The 18384-nt window shown below is 73.0% G+C and carries 15 protein-coding genes; 8 read left to right on the top strand and 7 right to left on the bottom strand.

The window, feature by feature from the left end; genetic code table 11:
- Nucleotides 1–20: 20 nt before the first annotated feature.
- A complete protein-coding gene (locus tag VET29_RS16370) occupies nucleotides 21–1073 on the bottom strand; it encodes a LacI family DNA-binding transcriptional regulator (protein WP_324921006.1) in 1053 nt (350 codons plus the stop codon).
- A gap of 84 nt (nucleotides 1074–1157) precedes the next feature.
- Here VET29_RS16370 and VET29_RS16365 point away from each other — a divergent pair, with 84 nt between their 5' ends.
- The 4 genes from VET29_RS16365 to VET29_RS16350 are packed head-to-tail and all read left to right on the top strand — an operon-like array spanning nucleotide 1158 to nucleotide 5452.
- On the top strand, nucleotides 1158–2507 hold the full coding sequence (locus VET29_RS16365; protein ID WP_324921004.1) for an ABC transporter substrate-binding protein: 1350 nt from the start codon (nucleotides 1158–1160) through the stop codon (nucleotides 2505–2507).
- The gene (locus tag VET29_RS16360) at nucleotides 2507–3451 is read left to right on the top strand and encodes a sugar ABC transporter permease (RefSeq protein ID WP_324921001.1); all 945 of its coding nucleotides are present in this window, start codon (nucleotides 2507–2509) and stop codon (nucleotides 3449–3451) included. Before VET29_RS16365 ends, VET29_RS16360 begins: the two co-directional genes overlap by 1 nt.
- Nucleotides 3452–3479: 28 nt before the next feature.
- A complete protein-coding gene (locus VET29_RS16355; RefSeq protein ID WP_324920998.1) occupies nucleotides 3480–4304 on the top strand; it encodes a carbohydrate ABC transporter permease in 825 nt (274 codons plus the stop codon).
- Between the two features lie 41 nt (nucleotides 4305–4345).
- The gene (locus VET29_RS16350; protein ID WP_324920994.1) at nucleotides 4346–5452 is read left to right on the top strand and encodes a glycoside hydrolase family 68 protein; all 1107 of its coding nucleotides are present in this window, start codon (nucleotides 4346–4348) and stop codon (nucleotides 5450–5452) included.
- Between the two features lie 14 nt (nucleotides 5453–5466).
- Here VET29_RS16350 and VET29_RS16345 read toward each other — a convergent pair whose 3' ends face one another.
- Nucleotides 5467–5721, bottom strand: a complete 255-nt coding sequence (locus VET29_RS16345; protein WP_324920993.1) for a hypothetical protein — start codon at nucleotides 5719–5721, stop codon at nucleotides 5467–5469.
- Between the two features lie 176 nt (nucleotides 5722–5897).
- Nucleotides 5898–6338 (bottom strand): FAD-dependent monooxygenase, encoded by a 441-nt coding sequence (locus VET29_RS16340; RefSeq protein ID WP_324920991.1) that lies wholly within the window; start codon nucleotides 6336–6338, stop codon nucleotides 5898–5900.
- Here VET29_RS16340 and VET29_RS16335 point away from each other — a divergent pair.
- Both VET29_RS16335 and VET29_RS16330 read left to right on the top strand, forming a co-directional pair.
- Complete coding sequence (locus tag VET29_RS16335; RefSeq protein ID WP_324920989.1) at nucleotides 6297–6956, top strand: TetR/AcrR family transcriptional regulator; 660 nt, start codon at nucleotides 6297–6299, stop codon at nucleotides 6954–6956. The genes VET29_RS16340 and VET29_RS16335 overlap by 42 nt on opposite strands.
- A 101-nt stretch (nucleotides 6957–7057) precedes the next feature.
- Nucleotides 7058–7465 (top strand): DUF2255 family protein, encoded by a 408-nt coding sequence (locus VET29_RS16330; protein ID WP_324920987.1) that lies wholly within the window; start codon nucleotides 7058–7060, stop codon nucleotides 7463–7465.
- Nucleotides 7466–7660: 195 nt separating this feature from the next.
- Here the strand turns inward: VET29_RS16330 and VET29_RS16325 are convergent, their stop codons facing one another.
- Entirely contained in the window at nucleotides 7661–8053 is a 393-nt protein-coding gene (locus VET29_RS16325; protein ID WP_324920984.1) for a hypothetical protein, read from the bottom strand.
- A 244-nt stretch (nucleotides 8054–8297) separates the two neighbouring features.
- Here VET29_RS16325 and VET29_RS16320 point away from each other — a divergent pair, with 244 nt between their 5' ends.
- Nucleotides 8298–8939 carry a TetR/AcrR family transcriptional regulator gene (locus tag VET29_RS16320; RefSeq protein ID WP_324920982.1) on the top strand — a complete coding sequence of 214 codons (642 nt, stop codon included), beginning with the start codon at nucleotides 8298–8300 and terminating at the stop codon, nucleotides 8937–8939.
- 38 nt (nucleotides 8940–8977) lie between these two features.
- Nucleotides 8978–10222, top strand: a complete 1245-nt coding sequence (locus VET29_RS16315) for a cytochrome P450 (RefSeq protein WP_324920979.1) — start codon at nucleotides 8978–8980, stop codon at nucleotides 10220–10222.
- Between the two features lie 15 nt (nucleotides 10223–10237).
- Here VET29_RS16315 and VET29_RS16310 read toward each other — a convergent pair whose 3' ends face one another.
- The 3 genes from VET29_RS16310 to VET29_RS16300 all read right to left on the bottom strand — a co-directional run.
- Nucleotides 10238–11743: a serine hydrolase domain-containing protein gene (locus VET29_RS16310; protein WP_324920978.1), complete on the bottom strand. Its 1506-nt coding sequence runs from the start codon at nucleotides 11741–11743 to the stop codon at nucleotides 10238–10240.
- 23 nt (nucleotides 11744–11766) lie between these two features.
- On the bottom strand, nucleotides 11767–12639 hold the full coding sequence (locus tag VET29_RS16305; protein WP_324920975.1) for a TauD/TfdA dioxygenase family protein: 873 nt from the start codon (nucleotides 12637–12639) through the stop codon (nucleotides 11767–11769).
- A gap of 19 nt (nucleotides 12640–12658) precedes the next feature.
- Nucleotides 12659–18384, bottom strand: a 5726-nt coding sequence (locus VET29_RS16300) for a beta-ketoacyl synthase N-terminal-like domain-containing protein (RefSeq protein WP_324920973.1), incomplete at its 5' end; no start/stop codon positions are given.

Raw genomic sequence — 18384 nt, 5'->3', positions numbered from 1 at the left:
CGACGTCAAGGGAGCCGGGCTCAGGCGTCGGGCGCGGCGACCGAGTCCCGCAGGCGTACCGGCATGGGGACCCGGTGCGTCTCGCCCTCCGCCGCCGAGTCCTCCCGGTTGATCTCGGCGAGGAGGACCTCGACCGCCCGGCGGCCCAGCTCGTAGTGGGGGAGTGCGACCGTGGTGAGCTTGGGGCGGATCCACGTGGCGACGGGGTGGTCGTCGAAGGACACGACGGAGACGTCCGCGGGGATCTTGAGGCCGAAGTCGTCGAGGGCCTGGTAGGCGCCGACGGCGATCCGGTCGTTGAGGCAGATCAGCGCGCGGGGCCGGGTGCTCTCCAGCAGCTCGCGGGTCGCCTGGTAGCCGTACTCGGGCTGCCAGTCCGCGCAGACACGGCCGCTGGCGATCCTGACCCTGGCCTCGGTGAACACCGCGCGGATGCCGGTGAGCCGTTCGACGCCGGCGAGGGCCTCCGGCGGCACGTCCCGGACCCGGGGGCCGGCGCCGATGAGGTGGATGCCGTTGCGGTGACCGGCGTCGAGCAGCACCCGGGCGGCGGCGCGGCCGGCCTCGACCTCGTCCGGCACCACCGACGGGAGGGACGACGCCCGCCTCGGGACGGCGTTGAGCAACACCGCCGCGCCGGTCGTCAACGTCGCCGGCACCTTGACGGCGCGGGTGAACATCGACGCGAGGATGACGCCGTCGACCTGGCGGTCGTGCATGGCTTGCAGCAGGTCGCCCTCCAGCCCGGCCTCTCCCTCGGTCTCGCCGATGAACAGCAGCATGCCGTGCTCCCGCGCCGCCTCGAGCGCGCCCTTGATCATGTCTCCGGCGAGCCGGGACGTGGCGACGGTGTCGGAGACGAAGCCGATCGTCCGGGTGGTGCCCGTCCGCAGGCTGCGGGAGACGATGTTGGGCCGGTACTCCAGCTCCTTCGCCGCATGGAGGACCCGTTGTTCGACGACCTGCGAGATCCGGAGCTCGCGACCCCGCCCGGCGAGCACGAGTGACGCCGTCGTGCGCGAGACGCCGGCGTGCTCGGCGACTTCGGCGAGTGTGACCCTTCGAGGGCTCACCGGGTGACCTCCAGCGGCTTGACATCGATCGAGCCGGAGCGTAACACTGCTGGCCTGCTAACCCGATTTAGCAAAGGAGACGCAATGCGGCGTCACAGTTACCGCAGGACCGCGCTGGGGCTTGTCGTACTGGCGGCGACGTTGGCGTCCGCCTGCGGCGGGCCGGGCGAGAGTGGTCCTCAGTCGACGGACACGGCCGCGGCCCTCACGGAGAAGCCGACCTGTGGCAAGGAACCGGTCACGATGAGTGCCTACTTCGAGACCGGCTTCCCGATGCCCAAGGCGCTCACCGACAAGTTCTCGGCGCAGTTCCCGAACGTCAAGTGGGAGGTCCGGGAGGACCAGTTCGCGGTGATCACGCAGAACGCGCCGCGGGTGCTGGCGGACGACCCGCCGGACCTGATGCGCCTGCCACAGGTGTCGGAGCTGGTGAAGGACAACCTGCTCAAGAACCTCGACGGGTACGCGAAGGTGTTCGGTTGGGACTCCTGGCCGGCCTCGCAGCTGGAGCAGCTGCGCATGAAGCCGGGCGGCGGTGCACGCGGTGAGGGCTCGTTGTTCGCGATGGGCCTGAACTTCAGCGTCACCGGCGTCCTCTACAACAAGACCCTCGCCGAGCGGATCGGCATGACCAGCGCGCCAACCACGCTCGCCGAGTTCGACGACGCGCTCGCGAAGGCCAAGCAGGCCAACATCACGCCGATCGTCCAGTTCAACGGCGGCGCCACCGGTGGTTTCGCGTTCCCGCTGCAGAACCTGATGGCCTCCTTCGGCGAACCGGGGCCCATCAACGACTGGATCTTCCAGAAGCCCGGCGCCACGATCGACACCCTGTCGAACCAGAAGGCGGCACAGCACCTCGCGGACTGGATCAAGGCGGGCTACTTCGACCGGGACGCCAACGCCATGGACTACGCCAAGATGATGAGCAAGTTCCAGGCCGGCGAGGGGCTGTTCATGTTCAACGGCGACTGGGAGTCCGGCAACCTCGACAAGCAGATGCCCGGCAAGGTGGGCTTCTTCCCGTTCCCCGCCGAGAAGGGCGACAAGGTCGCCGCGATGTCGGCGCCGCTGACGTTCGGCATCGCCGCGAACGCCAAGCACGCCGACTGTGCCGCGTTCTTCCTCGACTGGGTGGCGACCAACGCGGACGCCCGCGAGATCGCCGTGGCGGTCGGCGGCTCGCACCCGATGGGCCCGGCCGACGCGCCGATGCCCGAGGTGAAGAAGGGCACCGTCACCGCGGAGACACTGGCTGCGGGCGCCGCGATCTCCCAGGACAATGGCGCGATGGACTTCATCGCCAACGCGACCGGTGCGATCTACGCCAAGAGCTGGACCCCGCAGCTGCAGAAGCTGTTCGCGGGTGAGCAGACCGCGGACGGGCTGTTGAAGTCGGTGCAGAGCGACTACGAGGACCAGGTCGGGAGCTGATGTCGACGCTGGCCTCGGTGGTCGAAGGACGCCCCGCGACCGGTCCGAGGGCCGCGCGGGGCGCCCGACGGGGGCGGCGGCGCGGCCAGGGGTGGGTGGCCTGGCTGTTCGCCGCCCCGGCGATCGTGGCCTACACGCTGTTCGTCCTGGTGCCGCTGGTCCGCACGGTGCAGTACTCGTTCTACGAGTGGGACGGCATCGGCCCGTCGCCGTGGGTCGGGTTCGACAACTACGTGCGGGTGTTCACCGACCCGGAGCTGTCCGGCACGATCGTCAACGCGTTCCAGCTGATCGTCTTCTTCAGCGGGATCCCGGTGCTGTTCGGCCTGGCCATCGCGGCCACGATCCGGCGCATCGCCACCAGCCGGCTCGCGGCCGTGGCCAGGGTCGTGCTGTTCGTCCCGCAGGTCATCCCGCTCGTGGCCGCGGGCATCACGTGGAGCTGGCTGATGGCCTCCGACGGCCTGGTCAACCAGCTGCTGTCCGCGATCGGTCTCGGGGGCGTGACCCGCGCGTGGCTGGGGGACTTCGCCACCGCGCTGCCGGCGGTCGGCGTGATCGGCGCCTGGGTGCTGCTGGGACTGTGCACGCTGCTGCTCCTCGCGGGGATGAGCAAGATCGACCCGGCGCTGTACGAGGCCGCGCGAATCGACGGCGCCGGGCCGCTGCGCGAGTTCTTCTCGATCACCGTGCCGAGCCTGCGGCAGGAGATCGGCGTCTGCGTCACGGTCACCGTCATCGCGGCCCTGGCCAGCTTCGACATCATCTACATCGCCACACAGGGCGGGCCGGGCAACACGACGATGGTGCCGGGGCTGGAGATCTACTACCAGGCGTTCGTCGAGCGCCAGGTGGGCGTGGCGTCGGCCCTCGCGGTGGTGCTCGTGGTGCTCGTGCTCGTGTGCGTGCTGCCGATCCAGCGACTCACCAGGGAGCAGTCATGAGCGGTGCCGGTGGAGCGGAGGTGGCTTCGTGATCGTCGGACGCCGCGAGGCGTGGACGGGGCGGGCGTTCCTCGTGCTGCTGATGCTGGTGACGATCGTGCCGTTCGTCAGCCTCTTCTTCACCGCGCTGCACCCCTCCGGCACGTACCCGGCCGGCCTGGACTGGCCGAGCCAGCCGCAGTGGAGCAACTTCGTGACCGCGTTCGACGCCGCGCACATGGGGGAGCTGCTCACGTCGAGCGTGCTCATCGTGCTCGGCGTCGTGCCGGTCTCGCTGCTGCTGGCGACGATGGCCGGGTTCGCCGTCGGCCACCTGAGGATGGTGGGACGCCGGCCGGTGTTCCTGATGTTCGTGCTCGGCCTGACCCTGCCGTACGAGGGCATCATCACGCCGCTGTACTACCAGGTCCGCGACATGGGGCTGCTCAACTCCCGGTGGGCGATCATCCTGCCGCTGATCGGGTTGTTCATGCCGTTCGGGGTCTTCTGGATGCGGGCCCACTTCGTGAACGTGCCCGGGGAGCTGTCCGAGGCCGCGCAGATCGACGGCGCGAACACGTGGCAGCAGTTCTGGCGGGTCCACGTGCCGCTGGCCATGCCGGCGATCTCGTCGCTGGCGATCCTGCTGTTCCTGTGGACCTGGAACCAGTTCCTCCTCGCGATCGTGCTCGTCGACGATCCCGCGAAACGGACCATGGCCGGTGCGCTGGGCGCCTTCCAGGGCCAGTGGGGGACCGACATCCCACTACTGTGCGCCGGCTCGCTCCTGGTCCTGGCCCCCACGCTGATCGTGTTCCTGATCTTCCAGCGCCGTTTCGTCGCCGCCCTGCTGCAGGGCTCACTGAAGGGCTGACCGACATCCGAACCGCCCGATGGACCCGCGACCACCTCGACGTGCTGACCCAGTCGCCCGCCACCACCGCACCGGTCATCGCCCCGACCCCACGGGTACTGCCCGGCCACGACATCTGGGACACGTGGCCGGTCCAGGAGGAGAACGGCGCGACAACGGTCGTCGACGGCGCGGAGCTGTGGATGGTACTGTCCGCGCCCGCCACCGGCCACCCAGACGACCGCCACGACCACGCCCGCATCCGCCTGCTGGCGCGGACCGCCGACCGGTGGCACGACCTCGGCAACGCGTTCCCCGACGGCGCCTCTCCCGGTAGCCGCGAGTGGTCCGGCTCGGCGGTCCACCGGCCCGACGGCTCGGTCTCGGTCTTCTACACCGCCGCGGGCCGCCGCGGCGAGCGCCGCCGCACGTTCCACCAGCAGGTCGTCGAGGCCCGCCCCCGGTTGGACACCACGGGCAGCACGCCCCACCTGGCTGGGGAGGCCCGGCATCGCGTGCTCGTGCACCCGACGACCCCGTACCTGCCCGCGGACGACCTCGAGGGCGGGCCAGGACGCATCCGCGCCTTCCGCGACCCCGGCTGGTTCCGCGACCCCGCCGACGGCCACGAGTACCTCCTCATCGCCGCGTCCGTCCCGGGGCGGGACCACTTCACGGGCGCCGTCGCGCTCGCCCGGTCCACCCCGACCGGGTGGGCTCTCCTCTCACCGCTGGTGACCGCGGACGGCGTCAGCCACGAGCTCGAACGGCCGCACGTCGTCGTCCACCATGGCCGGTACTACCTGTTCTTCTGCACCAACCGACAGGTGTTCCCCCGGGCGGACATCACACCGACCGGTCTCTACGGCTTCGTCGCACCGTCCCTGACCGGCCCCTACGAAGCGCTCAACGGCTCCGGCCTCGTCATCCAGAACCCGCCCGCCCAGCCCGACCAGGCCTACGCCTGGCTCGTCCTCCCCGACCTGCGTGTCGAGAGCTTCGTCGACTACCTGCCCGGCCCGGCCGCGTCGGCCCGGGACCGTTTCGGCGGGACGGCCGCCCCCACCCTGACCCTCGTCCTCCACGAGACCACCACCACCCTGGCGGCGGCGGACCGGAACGACGACGCGCGCCAGGAGCGGCCACAGCTGGGGTCCACGACGTTCTGACCCGGGGCACCGGGTCAGAAGATCGCGGCGAGCTGGTCCGACACCATCGAGACGTCGCCGGCGTCGGAGATCAGTGCGACATAGCCGTCGGGACGGATCAGCACGAGGGTGCGCTCTGCCGTGCCATAGGCGCCGGCAAGATGGCCCCGGGTGTCGGCGACGTCGTCGGGGCCGGCCGGCTGCCCGACGACGTGGAGAGTCCTGACGTGGGACGGGAATTCGAACTCGGTCGAAGTCCCGAAGTCCAGCACCGTGAAGTGGCCGCCCACGCCGGCTCGTGCAGGCGGATGTCGGTGCGGCCGGTCCGCCGGTCGAGGATCGCCTGCATGTTCGCGAGGCCGACGCCGGGGTCCTGTCCCGGCGCGATGCTGGCCTGGTACTGGAAGGCGTTGGTCGAGGGCAGCGGGCAGAGGGTGACGAGGCCCTCGTCGTGCCGCCACATGTGTCAGGCGTCCCGATCGAGGCCGTCGACCTCGACATCGGCGACGATCATCCGCACCGCCTCGCGGGTCTCGCCCTCGAAGGCGATACCGGCCTGGCCGCGGACGATGCTGTGCCCGCCGTCGCAGCCGACCAGCCAGCGCGCGGTGACCGTCTCGGCCACGCCGTCCTTGACGACCACCGCCGACACGCCATCGGCGGACTGGTCGAGGCCGCCGAGCGTGGTGCCGAACTCGACCGCGCCGCCGAGCTCCGCCAGCCGCAGCGCCTCCTCGATCCGCCATTCGGGCGCGATCAGGCTTGCCGGATGAGGGATGTCGGGGCGACCCCTCGGCGTCTCGGCCCCGCTCAGCGTGACCTGGCCGTCGGGAGCCGTCGACCGGATCGGCATCGCCATCCGGCCGTGGGTGATCACGCGCTCGGCGATGCCGAGATCGTCGAACACCTCGAGAGTGCGCGGCTGGACGCCCTTGCCGCGCGAGCCGGGCCGGGGGCGGCCTCGACCAGGCTGGTCGAGGCCGGGTACGCGCACCTGACGATGGAGTCGATCGCCGTGCGGGCGCGCACCAGCGAGGCCGTGCTCTACCGCCGCTGGGCCAACAAGGACCAGCTCGTGTTCGCCGCGATCGAGCACCACCGCGACGCCAACCCGGTCGCGGTCCCCGACACCGGGACGCTGCGCGGCGACCTGCTCGCCCACCTGACGGCCGCGAGCGAGACCCTCGCCGGCTTCTTCGCCATCGCCGCGTCCGCCGCCTACTCCGGGCTGCTGGCCGACACCGGGCTCACCCCCGCCCAGGCCCGCGACCGGGTCATGGACGCCCGTCGGCTCCCTCGGGTCCGCGTCATCTACCAGCGTGCCCACGACCGCGGCGGGCTCGACCTCGACCGCGTCACCCCGGCCGTCCTCGCCATGCCGTTCGACCTGGCGCGACACGACATGCTCATGGACCTCGAACCGCTGGCGCCCGCACGCATCCGGTCGATCGTCGACGAGCTGTTCCTGCCCCTGGTGGCGAGCCATCGGACGGGCCGGAACCCGTCCCCTCCGGCATCGTCGTAGGTGACCCGCGTCGCGGTTGGCCGACCTCGGTTCGCCCGCGGTTCGAGAACTGATCCGCCCGAGAGCGCCCACAGTGGACGACTGTGGCGAGGAGGACACCGATGACGACCACACCGATGACACAGTGGACCGACGACGAGCTGACCAGCCTGCGGACCGTGGACGAGTTGGAGATCGCCGGCCGGCGGGACGACGGCACACTGCGGCGGCCGAGGACGATCTGGGTCGTCGAGCACGACGGCCACGCATATGTCCGTTCCGTCAACGGAGCGACGGCGGCCTGGTACCGCGGCACCCGAACCCGCGGCGAAGGGCATGTCACGGTCGGCACCGTCGACCGCGACGTGGCCTTCGTCGACGCCGTCGACGACGAGGCACTGAACGACGTGCTCGACGCCGTGTACCGCGACAAGTACCGCCGCTATGCCGCGAACACCGTCGAGGGCATCATCGGTCCCGACGCACGCGCCACCACCATGCGACTCGTACCGCGGAACCAGGGCGACTGACCGGAGCGAACGCCGTGGAGACCCGGGACCCGGCCGGGATTTCCACGGAGAATCTCTGGCTCGACGTCGTAAACGGCCGCGGTTGAAATCGCCCGGGACGAGTGCGGGCACCCGAAAACATTTTCTGGCGCCCAGCGTGGTTTCGTCACGGCGACGAATCGTCACCGCGGATCAGGCGCGGGCTCGACCGACGGGTCAGCAGGCGGCGTTCTTGGCTGCCTGGGCGCGGACGAGCTGGGCCTGGGCGACGGTGACCGAGCTGTCCATCGTGTTGTAGAGCGCCGTGCTCGAGCCGAGCTGGACGTTGATCTTGCCGACCGCCTCGACCTGACCGGCGTTGATCGCCGTGTTGCGCGCGGCCTTCTGTCCCGCCACCTGGTTCGCGAAGTCGTTGCGGGTCGCGACGGCGTCGGTGATCCGGGCCTGGGTGAGGACGACCTGCTGTGTGGCGGCGGCGCAGGCCGCGGTCACGGCCTGGGCTTTCGGGGCACCGGCGGACGGCGCGGCGCTCGCCAGACCGGCGCCGGTGGAGAATCCGGCGGCCAGGAGAATGCTGAGACTGCCGAGGACGACCTTGCTTTTCCGCATGTGGGCCCTGTCTGTGTAGTTGTTCGTTGAAGTTTCTTGCTCCTCCAATACAGCACAGTGTGTATCGATAATTGTCCCAGTGGTGACGGACGGCACGTTTATTCGGGGAAAGTTTGACGTTGCGTGATGAGGGGATGCGATTTTCGCGGCGTTTGTCGTAAGAACGCAATGGCTGCTCACTGAGCGCAGCAATAACCCCGAGAAGGGCGGGGTACGCTCCGTTTCGAAATTCGGGAGCGTGACGATGACGGAAAGTCGATGTCCCACGGCCGGTGGTGGGCGTCGCGGGCGCCCGCGCAGTACGCGCTCACACGCCGCGGTCCTGGCCGCGACGATGAAGGTCCTGAGCGAGGTCGGGTACGTGGCGTTGCGGGTGGATGCGGTCGCGGCCTGTGCGGGGGTGAGCAGGGCGACGATCTACCGCTGGTGGCCGTCCAAGGCGAGCCTGGTCGTCGAGGCCCTCGACCGGGTGATCCCGACCACCGTGCCGCTGCCGACCGGCGACACGCGGGCCGACGTCCGGGCCGTCGTCCAGGCGACCCTCGACAACTACATCCGCACCCCGTTCGGCGCCAACCTCGCCGCGATCGCCTCGGACGCGGTGGGCGACCCGGACGCCACGGCACGCCTCGTCGACCTGTTCGGCCCGCGCAGAGCGGCCGACGCGTCCGTGCTGCTGGCGGGCGCCGGTCGCGGCGACCTGCCCCATGATGTCGACGTCCACCTGTTGCTGGACATCGTCATGGGCACGCTCGTCTTCCGTCAGCTCGTCGGCGTGCCGTCCGACGACTACACCGTCGACCAGCTGACCAACCTGATCGTCGACGGAGCGGCTCCCCGGCAGCCCCCGACACCACCGCAACCGATCAAAGCGGCGCACCCGTGACACCCCTTGTCCAGGCGTCTCCGTGGCAAAATTGGCGCGTGCCATCTTCCCCGCCGCCGTCCGAACCCGTGGTGGACGTGCGCGACCCGGCCGTCCTCGGCGATCCCGTTCGCGGCTACGACCGCATCCAGGCCGAGTCGCCGATCTGCTGGGCCCGGCTGGCCAACGGCGAACAGGGGTGGCTCGTCACCCGGAGCGACGACGTCCGCGCCGTGCTCACCAACCCGGACGTGCGCAACGACCCCACCGGCCTGCCGGGACACGGCGCGCGGACGCAGGAACAGACGTTCCTCGCGCTGGGCACCCCGCCGGAGCACCTGCCCTACCTGCGGGCGACCCTGCTCAGCCTCGACGGCGCCGAGCACCAGCGGCTGCGGCGCAGCATCGGGCACGTCTTCGCCGCGTCCCGGGTCGCCACGCTGCGACCCCGGGTCAGCCAGCTCGTCGACGAGCTGCTCGACCGCCTCGACACCGCGTCCGGGCCCGGGAACGCACCGGTGAACCTGCTCGACGAGTACGCCTACCCCCTGGCCATGGCGGTGGTCTGCGAGCTGGTCGGGGTACCCGAGGCGGACTGGGCGGACTGGTGGCGCTGGGGCAAGGTGCTGGTCGGCGGTGACCCGGCGGGGATCACGGCGACGCTGGGCGACATGTTCTCCTACTGCCACGCCCTGATCGACAAGCGCCGGGCCGACCCGAGGGCCGACCTGCTCAGCGACGTCGTCGCCCAGGACGACCTGACCGACGTCGACGTGGTGTCCCTCGTGGTGTTCCTCGTGCTCGCCGGGCACGAGACCATGGCGCACATGCTGTCCAACGCGGCGCTCGCCCTCATGCGCGATCCCGCCCAGCGGGAGCTGCTGCGTACCGAGCCGGATCTCTGGCCCGCAGCGGTGCGCGAGCTGATCCGCACCGACGGTCCGGTCCAGCTCGCCCGGCTGCGCTACGCCGCCACCGACCTCGAGGTCGGTGGCGTGCGGGTCGGCGCGGGTGACGCGGTGCAGGTGGTGCTCGGCGCCGCCAACCGCGATCCCGCGCAGTTCGCCCACCCGCACGACGCCGACGTGCGGTGGCAGGCGGAGCACGGCCGCCGCGAGGGTAGCTTCGGGTTCGGCTGGGGGCCGCACTTCTGCCTCGGCGTCGCACTGGCGAAGCTGGAGGCCGAGGTCGCGCTGCGTGGTCTGTTCGACCGCTTTCCCGAGGTGTCCCCGGTGGCCGAGCCGGCGTGGGTGCCGTTGCCCCGCGGCCGCCACCGGGTCAACCTGGACGTGCGGCTGCGCTGAGCGACCGGCGCCGGGTCACCGTGGCGCGCGGGCGAAGGCGCCGACCGGCATCGTCAGGTCGGCGCTCGACGCCCCGCACTCGAGCATCCACAGTGCCGCGGCGGGACCGAGGTCCCGGCCCAGGGCGCCGAGCGCGTCCGGATCGGGGGCGGCCACGCGTGCCTGCTCGACGCCGCGCGCGAACGCCTCCGGGTCCCAGCCGGCCGGTTCGGCGTCGCCGAGGCTGCGTGCGCCGCCGGTCGTCGCGGCCAGTGCCGCGGCCGGCAGTGGGTCGGTCACGCCGAGCAGGCCGTGGGTGCGTTCCCCGACGAGGACTCCCATCCAGCGCGAGCTCTCCGGGGTGGGCCGGGGCCCGGTCCAGCGGGGTCGCCCGTCCATGTCGGGGAGCGTGCGCGGTGGCCCGGACGCCGTCCAGCGCCCGGCCCACTCGACGGCCAGGCCCGGTGCGCTGCGGGTGGCGGGGTTGTGGAACCGGGCCATGTCCCACCGGTTGCCGACCGCGACGGCGGCGAGGTCGCGGTGCGGCCACACCCTTGCCTCCCACCAGAACCCCCACGGGAACGCCGCGGTGTGGCCCCACCACCAGTCGTCGCCGAGCGTGGGGTCGGCCAGCTCGAACGTCAGGCCGGCGAACGACCGGACGCCGTGCGGGCTGGGGCGTGGGACGCGCGGGGTCACCATCGCCGCGAGCGAGTCCGGGCCGACGAGACCGCGGTCCCCGCCCGCGGTGCGCAGCAGCGCCTGGAGCAGGCGCCCGGTGTCCGCGACGCTGGTGTGCATCCCGACCCCCGGGTAGGCCGCGGTGCGCAGCGGCGGGCTCGGCAGGCACCAGTCGCCGAACGCCATGTACCCGTTCGCCGCCCCGGCGCTCCGGTCCGGTGAGCCGGTCGCCCACGGGTGTCGCGTGCCGTCGTCGATGCTCGTGTCCCGCATCCCGGTCGCGGCGAACACGTCCCGGTGCACATGGGCGCCGTAGGGCTCGCCGGTCAGGTGCTCGACGGCGCCGCCCAGCACCCCGACGCCGAAGCTGGAGTACGAGTAGGCGCCCGGTGCCGTCGTCACCAGGGGCAGGGCCCCGCCGTACTCCACGGCGCGCCCGACCCGGTGGCGGCGGCGGATGTAGTCGAGGACGGGTTCGGCCGGTGCCGCGTGTGCGGTGGCCGTGACGATGTCGCTGTAGTAGCCGCCCTGGTGGGCGGCCAGCATGGCCGGGGTGGCGGGTGCCGGGTCGGGACCACGCAGCCCCGCTGGCAGCAGCTGGTCGATCGGCGTCTCCAGGCCGGCCGCGCCCGCTTCGACCAGTCGCATGAACGCCAGCCCGGTGACGGGTTTGGTGAGCGAGCCCGCCGGTGCCACCGTCTCGGCGGTCATCGGCACGCCCGCGGCCAGGTCGGCGAACCCGGTCGCGGTCGTGCGCAACTCGGTGCTCGTCGCCACCGCGACGGCGACCCCGGGGGTGCCGGTGACCGCCGCCAGGCGGGGCAGGACGGCGTCGAGCGCCCCCATCACGTCGTCGAGCATGTTCCTCCTCGCCGTCGACCGCGTCAGCCCTTGGGCGGGCCGCCGTTGATCGCGACGCGGGTGCCGTAGCGGGTGTGCGGGTAGTAGTCGTAGGTCGCGTGGTGCTGGACGCAGCGGTTGTCCCAGAACACCAGCGTGTTCGGCGCCCAGCGCACCCGGCACGCCAGCATCGGCCGGTTCGGCACGAACGAGAACAGCAGGTCGAGCACCGCGCGGCTCTCGTCGGCCGACAGCTGGGGGATGTGCGAGGTGTAGGCCGGGTTGACGTACAGCAACGGCCGGTCGGTCTCCGGGTGCCGCACCACCACGGGGTGCTCGCTGACCGGGGGCTCGTAGTTCGCGGGGATCTTGTGGCCGCGGAAGGCGTGTGCGCCGTCGTGCACCGCGGTGAGCCCCGACAGCAGCTCCTTCATCTTCGGCGACAGCATGTCGTAGGCGAGGTGCATGTTCGCGAACAGGGTGTCCCCGCCGCTGCCCGGCTCGGGGAGCCGCGTGATGTGGAGCATCGAGCCGAGCGACGGCTCGGCGTCCGCGGTGCCGTCGGCGTGCCAGCCGTTGCCGAACACGTTGACCGCCTCGGCCGTGGTCGCGACCTCCAGGACGTACGGGTCGCCGTGCTCGGGCGGGGGGTTGACCGGGCGCAGCTCGCCGAAGCTCGCGGCCAGCCGCTTGTGGTCCTCTGCGGTGATGTCCTGGTCGCGGAACACCAGCACGTGGTGATCCAGGAAGGCCGTCCTCAGCTCCGCCAGCTGCTCCTCGGTCAGCTCCCGGGACAGGTCGAGGCCGGTGACCTCGGCGCCGATCACCGGGGTCAGGCCCCGCACCGCCAACGTCCGGTGGTCGCGCGGTGGTCGCGTCGTGATCCGCCTGACCGCGTCGAGCTCGTACTGCTCCATGGTTTCCGTTCCTCCTGTGTCACTCGGCTCCGGTCGTCGGGGTGATCGACGCGGCCACCGCGGCGGCGTGCGGCGGGCGCACGATGCCGTAGTGGGTGGCGGGAAGCTCACGCCACACGCTCGGTTCGGGCAGCAGGGCCCGCCACCCGCCGCGGTCGGCCATCGGCACGCCGGGTTCCGGTTCGGTGGCCAGCCAGACGTGGCTTTCCGTCGCGAACAGGCGTGGCAGCTCGTGACCGGTCATGCTCCGCAGGTTCGCCCGGCACGCACGGGCGAGGCGCCGGGCGTGCTCACCCCCGGTGCCCCCGGAGGCGCCCAGCTCGCGCTCGAACACCGCCCGCAGCTCCGCTTCGCTGTAGTCCGCGGCACTCGCGCCGGGCGGCGGCGGGTCGATGAGGTGAAGTGCGCGCACGGGCTGCCCGGCCGCCTCGGCCTCGGCGGCCATGCCGGCCGCCACCCAGGCCCCGAACGACCACCCGGCCAGCTGCCAGGTGTGGCCGGGGAGCGTCGTCCGCAGCGCCTCGTGGTAGCGGTGGGCCCGGTCGGCCACCGTCCAGCCCGGTGGCGCCGGCCGGCGGAGCGCCGGGTCGGCGATCACGCAGACGCCGAACTCCGGGGCCAGGGCCTCGACGAGCGGGCGGTAGGCGTGTACGTCGCCGCCGACCGGGTGCACGAGGCACACGGCGTCCCGGCCCGCCCCCTCCCGCCACACCTGCACCACCACCTCGCCGCCGCCGTCGTCGTCGGCGACGGAGAGCCGCGCCAGCAACGCGGCCATCGTGACCTGCGGCCCGAGCCAGGCGAGATCCAGCTCGACGCCGAACAGGCGCTTCACCGAGACGACGACGTCCAGCAGCGTCAGCGAGTCGGCGCCCAGGTCGTACAGCGGCACGTCCGGGTCGAGCTCGGCGACGCCCAGCAGGGCCCGCACCTCCTCGGTCAGCTCCGCCCCGGCGTCCGCGGCCGGTTCCGTCGTGCCCGGCGTGACGTCGCGTTCGTGGAACGCCCGCGCGGCGTCGAGTCCGGTCGTCGCGACCAGGACCTGCGGCAGCCCGGCGCCCAGCGCGCGGGCGAAGGTGTGCCGGCCCTCGTCGGTGCTCAGGCCGACCGACAGGTGCGCCTGGTGCCGGGCATCGGTCCGCAGCGCGGTGACGGCCATGCCGGTGTCGCGCCAGACGTCCCAGCCGATCGAGAGCCGGGCGGTGGGGCCGTCGCGGTGGGCGAGCGCGTCGAGGAACCCGTTGGCCGCCGCGTAGTCCAGCTGGCCGGTCCCGCCGAACTGGGCGGACAGCGACGAGCAGTAGACGGCGAACGCCGGCTGGTGCCGTTCGATCAGCCGCTCCACGAGCAGGGCGCCGGCGAGCTTGGCGGCCTGCGTGCCCGTGCCGCGAGTGGCGATGAGACCGCCGTCGGGCACCCCGGCCGCGTGCACGATTCCCGCCAACGGGGCGTCGACGCGGGCGGCTATCTCCTCGGCCGTCACGGTGGTGAGGTCGGCGGCGAGCAGGTCGACGCGGTCCGCCCACGGTTCGAGGGCCTCGGGCAGGCGGGGTTCGCGGGCCAGCAGGACGACCCGGCCGGCGGTGCGGGTCAGCAGCACCTCGGCGACGGCCGTCCCGATGCCGCCGGTGCCGCCGAGGACGAGGTGCGTCCCGTCGGTCACGACGGGCTCGCCGGCGGCGACCGGTGCGCTGTCCTGTGCCCACCAGAACCCGCCCCGCAGGGCGACCCGTTCCGGCGGGGTCGGTCCGGTGAGCAGCCCGGCGAGCGCGTCCAGCCCGGGGTCGGGGAGGTCGACCCAGTGGCCGGGCACCCCGCTCTCCTGCGGGCCGACGGCGGTCACCCCGGCGAGCAGGCCGGCCTCGGGGCGCGTGACGGGGTTGGTGGCGGGCGCGGCCCCGGCGGAGACCCACCAGGTCGTGAGTGGACGGTCATGGGCGGCCCGCAGGAGGGCGGCCGGGGTGTCCACGCACGCCCACCCGGCGTGGGCGAGGGACGTCTCGTCGATGGGCCCGGTGATGCCGAGGGGAAGAGTGTGCAGCCAGTCGATCCCGGTGGCGGGCAGGGCGTCGAGGATCCGGCGCAGGGACCCCGTGTCAGCAGGATCGGCCTCGAAGGTGTCCGGTCCGCGGCGGGCGAACCCAGCGGCGGCGTGCACCCGCACGACGCGCCGGTAGGCGGCGTCGAGGGCCGGTGCGGTCAACGGCCCGTCACCACAGATGACGAGGACGCGATCGGCTCGGTCGCCGGGGCCGGCGGTGGCCGCCCGCCGGAGCCGAACCCAGGTGGGCTGGTGCAGCCAGTCGCGCTCGGGCCGTCGCGCGACGGCCGGGGGCCGCGGGAAGTCGAAGTCCCGCACCGCGAAGGCGGGCGGCGGGAAGTCCCACGGCGCGGGGCCGGGGGAGCGACCCCAGTCTACGGACGCCCCGGCCAGCCAGGCGGCGGCGAGCTCGGCGGGCGGGCGGTCGGCGCTCTGCCTCGAAGGCGCGGGACCGTCGGGCACCTCCCGCGGTTCGGCCGTGCGTAGCCATGCGGCCGCGGTGGCCGCGTCCTCGCAGGCAGTCGCCAGGCGCCAGCGGCCTGCTGGCCGGCCCGACTGCAGGTGCCGCAGAACGTCCACAAAGGACTCGGGATGCGTCCGCAGGTACTCCGCAACGCGGCCGGCGTCGGCGAGCAACGCCTCGGCGCTGCTCGCCGACAGCACCAGGCACCGCGCGGGATACCGGGTGGCGCGCACGTCACCGGGGGCCGACTCCACCACCACGTGGGCGTTCGTCCCGCCGATCCCGAAGCTGCTCACCCCGGCCACGCGGCCGCCCGCGGGCCACGGCTCGGCCCGGGTCGGCACCCGGAACGGCCCCAGGTCCAGAACCGGGTTCGGGGCACGGAAGTCGACCGTCGGCGGGAGCACGCCGTGGTGGACGGCCAGCGTCGCGCGGATCAGGCCCACCACCCCGGCCGCCGCGCCCAGGTGGCCGATCTGGCTCTTCACCGAGGAAAGCGCGCAGGCCGACGCGTCCGGCATCGCCTCGCGCAGTGCCGCGACCTCGATCGGGTCGCCGAGGCGCGTCCCCGTGCCGTGCGTCTCCACGTACCCGAGGTCGGCGCCGGACCGCCCGGCGCGGCGCAGCGCCGCCCGGATGGCCTCCCGCTGCCCGGCCGGGGACGGCGCGCTGTAGCCCTGTTTCACCGCGCCGTCGTTGGTCACGGCCGAGCCGGTGAGCACCGAGTACACCGTGTCGCCGTCGCGGCGGGCCCGGTCAAGCCGCTTCAGCACCACCACCCCGACGCCGCTCCCGCCGACCGTGCCGTCCGCGTCGTCGCTGAAGGGCCGGCAGTGCCCGTCCGGGGAGAAGATGTGCTGTGGCCGGTACCGGTACCCCTGTGCCAGCGTGACGTCGACGAGCACCCCGCCGGCCAGCATGACGTCCGCCTCGCCGCCACGCAGCATCCCGGCGGCCTGGTGGACGGCCACCAGCGAGCTGGAGCACGCCGTCTGGGTCGTCAGCGCCGGACCGGTCAGGTCGAGGTGGTAGGCGACCTTCGTGGCGAGGAAGTCCTTCTCGTGGTGCAGGGCGAGCTGGAAGCCGTCCGGCAGCGCCGCCGGATCCGCCTCGCGCAGCATCCGCTGGAAGTAGGTGTTCTCACCGCAGCCCGCGACGAGCCCGACCCGGCCCGCCGGTCCGGCGACCCCGGCGTGGGCCAGCGCCTCGACGCACGCCATCAGCAGCTGCCGCTGCTGCGGGTCCATCAGCGCGGCGTCCCGGTGGCTGATCCCGAAGTGCTCCGGGTCGAACGCCAGCGGCCGGTCCAGCAGGCTGCGCGCGCCGACCAGACCCTCGGCGGCGTCGAAGTCCTCGATGCCGCGGCGGCCGGCGCGGACCAGGTCCCAGAACGCGGCCAGGTCCGGTGCGCCGGGCAGCCGGACCGCCATCCCGACGATCGCCACCGGCTCGTCCACCGCGGCGAGCTCGATGACCCGGGCCGGCACCGAGGCGTTCTCGAGGTGCCGCGTCAGGTCTGTGAGCGTGACGTGCTCGAAGAGGTCGGCCACGGTGAACCGGTACCCGGCCTCGGCGCAGCGCAGCTGGAAGCGCATCAACGACAGGCTGGTGGCGCCGGCGGCGAAGAACGTCTCGTCCGGACCGATCGGCGCGCCGGTCACCTCCTCGAACAGCGCCGCCAGCGCACTCGACGGAGTCGCGGACGTCCGCTGGAGGTCCTCGCCGGGCGTCCGCGCGGCGGCGTCCCGGTCGAGCTTTCCGCTGGGGGTGCGCGGAAGGGCGGCCACGACCCGGAACCGGTCGACCCGCGCGTGCGGCGGCAGCAGCGGCGCGAGGTGGTCCGCCAGCTCCGCCGCGGTCGGTGTCCGGCGGCACTCCAGGAACGCGGCCAGCCGGTGGCCCTCGGGCGCGGGGACCGCGTCGACGACCGCGTTGACGACGTCGGGGTGCCGCAGCAGCGCCGCCTCGACCTGGCCCAGCTCGAGGCGGTGGCCGCTGAGCTTGACCTGCCGGTCGGCCCGGCCGTCGAAGTGCAGCAGGCCGTCGCGGTCGAAGTGTGCGAGGTCGCCGCTGCGGTAGTAGAGGCGCGGCAGCTCGACGAACTTCTCCTCCGCCGGTTCGCCGAGGTAGCAACGGTTCGTCGCGAGCCCGCCGATGAGCAGCTCGCCGACCTGCCCCGCCGGCAGGGGCGCGCCGGCGGTGTCGGCGACCCGCAGCACCGCGTTCGCCACCGGCCGGCCGATGGCGGGGCGCTCCGGCCACCGCGCCGGGTCGCCGTCGAGGGTCAGCGCGCTCACGACGTGGGTCTCGGTCGGGCCGTAGTGGTTGTGCAGGCGTGCGCCGGGCAGGCCCGCGAACCAGCGGCGGATCGCCGGGGTGCACACCAGCTGCTCGCCCGCGGTGATCACGTCCCGCAGCCGCGACGGGTACCGCCCGAGCCGGACACTGTGCTCGGCGAGCAGCTGCAGGGCGACGTAGGGCAGGAAGATCCGTTCGATCCCGGCGGTCTCCAGCCGCGCCAGCAACGCCGGGACGTCGTGGCGCCACCGCGGGCGGATCAGGTGCAGGTGACCGCCGCCGCACAGCGTCGTGAAGATCTCCTGGAACGACACGTCGAACGACAGCATCGAGAACTGCTGGGTCGCCGCGGGCGGCGCGTCCTGCCACTGCAACAGGTTGGCCAGGGTGCGGTCCGGGACGCGCACGCCCTTGGGCACGCCGGTCGAGCCCGAGGTGAACAGCGTGTAGAGCGGCCGTCCGGCGTGCCGGGCCGGGACGTCCGGCACCGGCCCGTCCGCGAGCGTGACGAACCGTCGTTCGACGGTCGTGTCGATCGCGTCGAACGCCGCCGCGTCGTCCGGGGCGAGCAGCACGCAGCGTGGCCGGACCTGGCCGAGCACGTCACGCAGCAACGCGGACGGGTACCCGGGATCCAGTGGCACGGCGGTGATGTTGCGGCGCGCGAGCGCGAGGAGCGCGACGACGTGCTCGGCTGAGGGCCGGAAGTACAGCGCGACGTCGGTGGCGTCGTCGGGCAGGACGGCGGCGAGCCGGGCCGCGTGCGCGTCCAGCTCGGCGTAGGACAGCGTCGTGTCGCCGGTCAGCGCCGGGGCCTCGGGCGTCCGCGCGGCCTGGCGCGCGAACCCCTCCGCCACGGTGTCCCACGCCAGTTCCGCCGCGACGCCCCGGCCGTGGTCGGGTAGGCCGCGGCGGTACGGCTCGGCCAGCTCGGCCGGGGTCG

This window comes from Actinophytocola sp. (assembly GCF_035634895.1).
GTDB lineage: Bacteria > Actinomycetota > Actinomycetes > Mycobacteriales > Pseudonocardiaceae > Actinophytocola.
The sequence above is the reverse complement of the archived record's forward strand: the minus strand, read 5'-3'. Positions and strand labels throughout refer to the sequence as shown.

Excerpts from the sequence above, each read along its gene's own strand:
- VET29_RS16310 (WP_324920978.1), bottom strand. The coding sequence starts at position 11,743 with ATGCTCGACGACGTGATGGGGGCGCTCGACGCCGTCCTGCCCCGCCTG.
- VET29_RS16365 (WP_324921004.1), top strand. The coding sequence starts at position 1,158 with ATGCGGCGTCACAGTTACCGCAGGACCGCGCTGGGGCTTGTCGTACTG.
- VET29_RS16360 (WP_324921001.1), top strand. The coding sequence starts at position 2,507 with ATGTCGACGCTGGCCTCGGTGGTCGAAGGACGCCCCGCGACCGGTCCG.
- VET29_RS16330 (WP_324920987.1), top strand. The coding sequence starts at position 7,058 with ATGACGACCACACCGATGACACAGTGGACCGACGACGAGCTGACCAGC.
- VET29_RS16305 (WP_324920975.1), bottom strand. The coding sequence starts at position 12,639 with ATGGAGCAGTACGAGCTCGACGCGGTCAGGCGGATCACGACGCGACCA.
- VET29_RS16325 (WP_324920984.1), bottom strand. The coding sequence starts at position 8,053 with ATGCGGAAAAGCAAGGTCGTCCTCGGCAGTCTCAGCATTCTCCTGGCC.
- VET29_RS16320 (WP_324920982.1), top strand. The coding sequence starts at position 8,298 with ATGACGGAAAGTCGATGTCCCACGGCCGGTGGTGGGCGTCGCGGGCGC.